This window comes from Aeromonas sp. D3 (genome assembly GCF_027705025.1).
Lineage (GTDB): Bacteria > Pseudomonadota > Gammaproteobacteria > Enterobacterales > Aeromonadaceae > Aeromonas > Aeromonas salmonicida.
In genome coordinates this window covers 1-6,474 of sequence record NZ_JAPDBE010000075.1, presented here as the reverse complement: position 1 = coordinate 6,474, position 6,474 = coordinate 1, and the positions used below count along the sequence as shown (strand labels likewise).

Annotated in this window: 7 protein-coding genes; 4 read left to right on the top strand and 3 right to left on the bottom strand. The window is 51.4% G+C overall.

The annotated features are described in order from the left end of the window. Positions 1 to 195 precede the first annotated feature (195 nt). Genes OKC28_RS22620 through OKC28_RS22610 form a run of 3 tightly spaced genes read left to right on the top strand, consistent with a single transcriptional unit; the run spans position 196 to position 1,853 of the window. Positions 196 to 738: a hypothetical protein gene (locus OKC28_RS22620; RefSeq protein ID WP_236395544.1), complete on the top strand. Its 543-nt coding sequence runs from the start codon at positions 196 to 198 to the stop codon at positions 736 to 738. Between the two features lie 9 nt (positions 739 to 747). Then, positions 748 to 1,623, top strand: coding sequence for a hypothetical protein (locus tag OKC28_RS22615; protein WP_270691142.1), 876 nt, complete (start codon positions 748 to 750; stop codon positions 1,621 to 1,623). A gap of 35 nt (positions 1,624 to 1,658) precedes the next feature. After that, the gene (locus tag OKC28_RS22610) at positions 1,659 to 1,853 is read left to right on the top strand and encodes a hypothetical protein (protein WP_270691141.1); all 195 of its coding nucleotides are present in this window, start codon (positions 1,659 to 1,661) and stop codon (positions 1,851 to 1,853) included. A gap of 165 nt (positions 1,854 to 2,018) precedes the next feature. Here OKC28_RS22610 and OKC28_RS22605 read toward each other — a convergent pair whose 3' ends face one another. Beyond that, positions 2,019 to 2,552 carry a metal-dependent hydrolase gene (locus tag OKC28_RS22605; protein ID WP_270691140.1) on the bottom strand — a complete coding sequence of 178 codons (534 nt, stop codon included), beginning with the start codon at positions 2,550 to 2,552 and terminating at the stop codon, positions 2,019 to 2,021. A 608-nt stretch (positions 2,553 to 3,160) separates the two neighbouring features. On the opposite strand from OKC28_RS22605, the gene OKC28_RS22600 reads away from it, so the two are divergent. Next, positions 3,161 to 5,260 carry a hypothetical protein gene (locus tag OKC28_RS22600; protein ID WP_021141219.1) on the top strand — a complete coding sequence of 700 codons (2,100 nt, stop codon included), beginning with the start codon at positions 3,161 to 3,163 and terminating at the stop codon, positions 5,258 to 5,260. A 184-nt stretch (positions 5,261 to 5,444) separates the two neighbouring features. Here OKC28_RS22600 and OKC28_RS22595 read toward each other — a convergent pair whose 3' ends face one another. Both OKC28_RS22595 and OKC28_RS22590 read right to left on the bottom strand, forming a co-directional pair. Further along, positions 5,445 to 5,936 (bottom strand): Dps family protein, encoded by a 492-nt coding sequence (locus tag OKC28_RS22595; RefSeq protein WP_021141220.1) that lies wholly within the window; start codon positions 5,934 to 5,936, stop codon positions 5,445 to 5,447. Then, entirely contained in the window at positions 5,926 to 6,363 is a 438-nt protein-coding gene (locus tag OKC28_RS22590; protein ID WP_021141221.1) for a PaaI family thioesterase, read from the bottom strand. The genes OKC28_RS22595 and OKC28_RS22590 overlap by 11 nt, the downstream gene beginning before the upstream one ends. Positions 6,364 to 6,474: the final 111 nt, after the last annotated feature.

Here is a 6,474-nt window from a genome sequence, read left to right as displayed (position 1 = left end):
ATGGATACCGTGTCTCCTTTCCCGGGGAATGGCTATGGCACAGCGAAGGTGTAGCACTATTGGGATCAGTTATTTAGTAATTTTTTGATTTAATTTTTTCGTGGCAACTATCAGGGCAGACCAGCCTTATATGGAAGGATCTGCTATCCAATTAGTGCCGCCTTCTATCTAATCACTTTTATGCCCCAATAGCCTATGAATGATTTCTGGACTGTTTGCTCCGCACTTGCTGCAATATTCACAATTGCCGGGGGAGCTTATGCATTTGGCAAGAGCAATGGATACAGACAAGCAACTCTATATTTAAACAACGAGCGGGAGTCGAAACGATTTGTCGAGATTTACGCACCACTCATGGGATTGTTTACAACCTGTCACATTACGACCGTAAGTGTACGTGGAGCTCCTTATCTTTGCCAACGAGTTCGCAACTCAATAGAGTATTTACGTTATCGAAAGCCATTGGAAGCACTTAAGGCCCTCGTTGACAAGCAAGACCTAAGTATCTCGGGTGAGGTTGAATACGGGGGGACTTTTCCGCTGCCAGAAATTACTCAACGCCTAAAGGGTAGGGAGCGTTTTGCGGATCAAGAGATTATTCAATTAGTCGCCAGAGCAAATCGTGCGCAATATGAAGATCAACCAAGTGACAGTGGTCTTACTGATGCGGATATTTTATTGTTCAAGCATATTTGTCACGAACATGAAAAGCTCGTTAAGCGTTTCGTTGGGGCATAAGGAGAAAAAATGGCATTTACAAAATCGCTTTACTATCCATGGATAGATATAAGAGAAGACTCGTGGATAAAAAACGCAGCTCTGTATTGGCATGAAATACAAACTATAGTTCCTAGGTCAATTGAAAATCCTTACTCCCTAGATTCCGCAAAAGCTCTTCAAGAAGCTGGAATTCTCTCGCCACTTCATGTTAACTCAGATATGCGAGATATCGAAAATCTCTTACCCGATGTAATACGCTACTTAGAAAGCGAAGAAGGTTTGCAATTATTATCTCAGGCTGATAAGGATTTCGTTCGTTTTCATCCTGAAAAAATGCCGCGAGGATTTCGCCAGCTTGCTCGAATGCATCCATCCAAAATCCCATATATATTAGAAGAAATGTTGTATGAGCTGGAAATTGCTCGCCCAGGGCATAGTGGTTTTATGGATATGGATAGTCAATTTGCAGAATTCTACATGACTCTTTTGGCAACAAAACTTAGCGAGCGCACTGGGGCTGGTTTAATAACGCCTTCGGCATTGCCACACAATTTAAGCTTAAAAGTTAAAGCCGATGCTGCGATGCATTCCATTATTGGAACCAGAGATGAAGAAAGAATGATGCGACGCTTTCATCGAGATATGGTACCAAAAGAAGTCGCTCAAGGACTTCTTGTTGAGTTGATGATGGAAAAGATATCGCTCTCTCCAGATACCCCTATAGATAAAATAATTAAATATCGAGAAAGACATGCCGCTGAGTTAGGACGGTTCAGAAACGTTGTCGGTGAGTTGACTTCGAGCCTACCAGACAATGCTCCCCTGCAAGCTATGCAACAGCATGTGAATGACCTCTATTTAAATCAGGTAGCTCCGTCCATTGACGATTTAAAAAAAGCTTAACTGGAAGCCGGATCAAGTGGCTGACTAATAGCTGGATGAAGCTAGCTTTCATTTCAGCAGGCTCTTCTTCAATGCTTATAGGAATGGGGTTAGCTACAACAAATGCACTATTAGTTGGAGCAGGTATTTCAATGGTTGGCTCAGGAATTCTATATAATATAGATAAACAGGAATCTATTAGAAACAACCCATATTCATACTTAGTCGGCGTAGAACAAGAGCTGACTTAACAAACATATTCATTCAGACAGAAATGAGCACCAAAATTTAGCCCCCCATCTTTTTGAGCAAGACTTCGCATAGTCAGAATACAAGAGATGGGGTGGCCAAATTCTTATTTATTATCGAGATTTGCCAGAGCAGTAAATATCCAAATGCTCTTTCCAACCCCACCACTACCTCCCCCTTCCCCACACCCGCCATCCCATCAACACCAGCATCAATACAACCCCCGGCAGCCAGACCCAGTAGAGCTCGGAGAGGATCACCGCTTCGCCTCGGGCAGTGAGATAGGCCTCCAGCTTGAAGGGGGCGACCCGGATCACCTGCCAGGGGGCAAAGAAGCGCTCATCACGCCAAGGCCAGAGCCAGCCAACCCCCTTGCCGCCGGTGGTGAGGGAATCGAGCAGACTGTGGGAGAGCAAAGAGACCAGCAGAAACGACCAGACGGCGGCGGCGCTGGCCTTAAACTGGCGGTGAAACAGCATGGCCAGAGTGGGCAGGGCAAAGGCGAACAGCAGTGAGTGGGTAAAGCCGCGGTGGCCAAAGACATGACCGTAGGCGACCCCCAGTTTAAAGGCGAGCACATCGGCATCAGGCAACATGGCGATGGCAACCCCCGCCAGCAGCAGGCGCGGCGGGATAATCCGGCTGCCAAGCCCCAGCCCAAGACAAAGAGGAACGGCGGCGTGGGTGACTATGGTGGGCATCTCGTAAAGCTCCAACTGAAAACTGGCGCCTACCCTACCCCCGCTCGGTGAAGTGAACATGAAGTGCCGCACGACTCTGCAAGCCAGATCAGTCCATTCCTCACCCCCTTCCTTTTCTAAAAAAGTGAACCCCTCTACACCTTTCTCTCGCAACCAGCACCAAGACCATCAAAACTTCGCCATCGTACACGTTTGGTTGTTCGGTACGACCAGGCCAATGTGGGACTTTACAGCGAGTTAAAACAGTATTCAGATGCCGCTATCGTCATGGTGAGACGGCCAATCCCGCCGAGCTGGGCTATCTGGCACGCTGCCGGTGCGAGGTTGAGCGTCCTTGCCACCATTGCCAGGCACAGGCTGCGCTGTGACCCAATCTGCAGTTGTAACCAGACAATGGATGGCAAGTCACTCTCCCAGTCAGCCCAACTCTTGCTGCACGCTTGGCAAACGAACTGACGGATTTGCGGCCAGTTGCTGTGCCCATGATCACACAGTGACAACTCTCACGACCCTCTCACCGCCCCCTCGCTTTTTATCATCTAGAGTTACCAGGCAGTGCAAAAGCTGCTGATTTATATACATTCGCCGCCAAAGAGGGATCTTGTTTCATGACAGAGCATACTGATCTGCTGCCCACCAGCACGGATGATGAGCAAAGCGCCGGCAACCGCTATCTCTACTACACAGAGGGGGACCTGGCCCGCATTCTCGACAATCTTGAGCAGCTTCGCAGTGCTGTATTCCCCACCGCCCCGGGGGATAACGAAACCGGCACCACAGTGCCGCATAATTTTCCGTCCGTCTGCCTGGTGGGGCTGGGGCGCTGCGGCTCCAACATCGCCCAGGATGTCGCCTCGCTGGTTTACAACGCCCGCAGCTTTTACATGAACGAGTTCAACAGCGAGGAACAACGCAAGCGGGAGAAAGAGTTTGGCCCCTTGAGCTGGATCCGCCGCAACCTGCGACTGCCCAGCAATGGCGCCCGCCCTGTCTTTCTGATCGAACCCATGGTGATGCTGGGGGACCTGGACAAGGACATAGATGGCCGCATCCGCCACTCCAATCGCAGCGGCGAAGGTGGCTCCTTGCGCGACTACGCCAAGATGCGGGTGATGGACTTGTCGGAGATCCATGCCGGGGGCGCGGGGAACGCCCCCATCCTGGGTCAGTATCTGGCCAAGATCATTCTCAACAAGAGCCCCCACTACTTCGCCAACTCCGAGTGGCAGGCGATCCATACCTATCTGGTGGACTCCTGCGGTATCAAGGCCAACCAGTCCCGCCTCTATTTCTACATCTTCAGTGCCGGGGGCGGTACCGGCTCCGGCATGGCCTCCGAATTCGGGCTGGCCCAGCAGTACTCCTACATGAGCAAGACCTTTTCCCCCCCGTCAGAAGAGGAGGAACACCTCTCCCTCGGGGAGCACTTCATGTTCGACCCCATCTTCACCAGCGGCATCTGCATACTGCCCAATATCTGTGATCGGGGCATCGAGATTTCAGAAGCGCTGCACATCAACGCCGGACGCCTGCTGTGCAAATACCTGGCCGAGGAGTGGGACTTCTCCTATCACTTCGACAACGAGCAGGCGTGCGACGCCAGCATGCTCAAGCGGATCAGGCCCTGGAATGCCATGATGCTGATCTCCAACGACATCATGCGCTACGCCGAAGAGAGCGACGATGGCGAGATCCAGCACGTTGACGTCAACACCATGGAGAAGTATGCCAACCAGTACATCTCCCAGCAGATCTTCAACATTCTCACCGCCCAGGCCGTCACCACCGACTACGACGAGAACTACTTTCGCCGGGCGGGCATCGACATCAGCGAGACCATTCGCCTCGATGCCAACGACCTCTTCATGAGTCTGGCGGGACCGGTGGCGGTGGCTTATGCCGAGTCCATCTCGCCCCCCGGCGGCATGTTTGACAAGGAGGGCGGGCTCAATGTGGACGACCTCTTCATTCGATCCATCGAGCTGCCCCACTTCAACAAGATGACCCAGGCCATAGAAGGGATCAGCCTGCTGCCCATCGAAGCGGGCAACTATCGGGAGTATCTGGACGACTATGTGAAAAGCGGCCATGACCCGGCCCACCTCAACGAACTGCACTTCTTCAAGAACTGCTCCTCTGTGGTGTCGATCATCTCTCTGCCCAAGGAGTACAAGCTCTCCTATATGGATCTCAACCGGCTCAAGTCACACCTCAACGGGCTCTTTCCCAATACCACCCTCAAGCGTTATGCCCTGGTCATAGGTGCATCGGCCAACATCTCCCTCACCACCCTGATCGTCAAGAGCCCCTGCCTGAGCGATGACTTCCTGACCCTGATAGTGGCCTTTATCAAGCGCTGCTTTGCCAAGGATCACTATCGCTTCGACGATCATCTCGACAAGGTGGTGATCGAGATGATCTGCAACGAGGAGTGGAACGAAGAGCTGCTCGACAGCATGCTCAACGAGTTCGAAAACCCGGCCAAGATCCTCGATACCAACTGGTACGCCATCAAGCCCATGTACGAGAAGAAGTACCGGGAGCTTATCCGCGAGAAAGAGAAGTTCGTCTCCATCAACGACATTCGCCTCAGCCGCGAGTCGGTGAAAAAGGCACTGCTCTATCTGCGGGAGATCTATCGCCATAGAGTCAGCAAGACCCGCATCCTCTCCCTCAATCCCAGACTCGGGGAGACAGGGCCAGGGTAGCCCTATAGCAGTTCCGCGAGGCTCATCGCCTGACCTGTGGCGGTGAGCTAACCGCCAACTTGAGACGGATGGACCAAGAGACAGCTGACAGGAAAATACCCCCCCAAAAAAACGAAGGAGCCCAATGGGCTCCTTTTTATTGATCTCGTTGCAGCTGGCCCCTCAAGGCCAAGGCACACTGGCGTCAGGAGAGCATGCTTCTTAGCATCCAAGCGGTTTTTTCATGAATATCGATGCGCTGGGTCAGCACATCGGCGGTGGGCTGATCGTTGGCCTTATCCACCAGATTGAACAACTTTCTGGCGGTTCTGGCCGTGGCCTCTTGTGCCAGCACCAGATGCTTGATCATTTCATTGGCACAAGGCACCCCTTCCACTTCTTTGATGGACGAGAGCCGTACAAATTCCTTGTAAGTACCCGGTGCCGGAAATCCCAGGGCGCGGATCCGCTCTGCGATAATATCCAGTGCATTCCACTGCTCCGTATACTGGTCCATAAACATGTTGTGCAGACTATTGAACTGGGGGCCGGTCACGTTCCAGTGGAAATTATGCGTCATCAGATACAAGGTATAACTGTCTGCAAGCAGTGCTGACAGACCATCTGCAATTTTTTGGCGATCGGCGGTTGAGATGCCTATATCCATTTCTGGTAAAACCATGATGTCATTCTTCATTAATAAAACTCCTGTCATTCACTTTTTTCTCAATGAATTTTGCTGACGCTTTTGCAACAACAACCCCATCGACCGACGCTACGGCATTCAACCGGTGAATACCGTGACGTTGGTCTACTATTTGTGCCGAAAGATATATTTCGCTTCCGATATTAATCGGTACAACAAAACGAATGGTCAATTCGGCAGTCAAGCCCTTGATGCCTTGCTGCAACAGGCAGTGCGTCATGACAGCATCAAGCAGTGTGCTGGTCATGCCACCATGGAGTATGCCGGTATAACCCTGGTATCTTTCATCAGTCAAGAAGACACCCTCTGTCGAGTGCTCTCCCGTTTGGTGAAAGCCGATGCCCAGAGCGCTCTGGTTGTCGATGCCACATACCATGCAGTTGGCATGTGATCTCATGGCCTGCTGATAACAGTCCATTACGACAACAGCTCTTCAATGGCGGCATGGGCCTCAGGGTGGGAGCACACTTTGTTGATATTTTAACCAAAGAATAACTGAGCCCGATAGTCGTCATTCCAGCCGGCTCTT

Excerpts from the sequence above, each read along its gene's own strand:
- OKC28_RS22620 (WP_236395544.1), top strand. The coding sequence starts at position 196 with ATGAATGATTTCTGGACTGTTTGCTCCGCACTTGCTGCAATATTCACA.
- OKC28_RS22595 (WP_021141220.1), bottom strand. The coding sequence starts at position 5,936 with ATGAAGAATGACATCATGGTTTTACCAGAAATGGATATAGGCATCTCA.
- OKC28_RS22610 (WP_270691141.1), top strand. The coding sequence starts at position 1,659 with ATGAAGCTAGCTTTCATTTCAGCAGGCTCTTCTTCAATGCTTATAGGA.
- OKC28_RS22615 (WP_270691142.1), top strand. The coding sequence starts at position 748 with ATGGCATTTACAAAATCGCTTTACTATCCATGGATAGATATAAGAGAA.
- OKC28_RS22605 (WP_270691140.1), bottom strand. The coding sequence starts at position 2,552 with ATGCCCACCATAGTCACCCACGCCGCCGTTCCTCTTTGTCTTGGGCTG.
- OKC28_RS22600 (WP_021141219.1), top strand. The coding sequence starts at position 3,161 with ATGACAGAGCATACTGATCTGCTGCCCACCAGCACGGATGATGAGCAA.
- OKC28_RS22590 (WP_021141221.1), bottom strand. The coding sequence starts at position 6,363 with ATGGACTGTTATCAGCAGGCCATGAGATCACATGCCAACTGCATGGTA.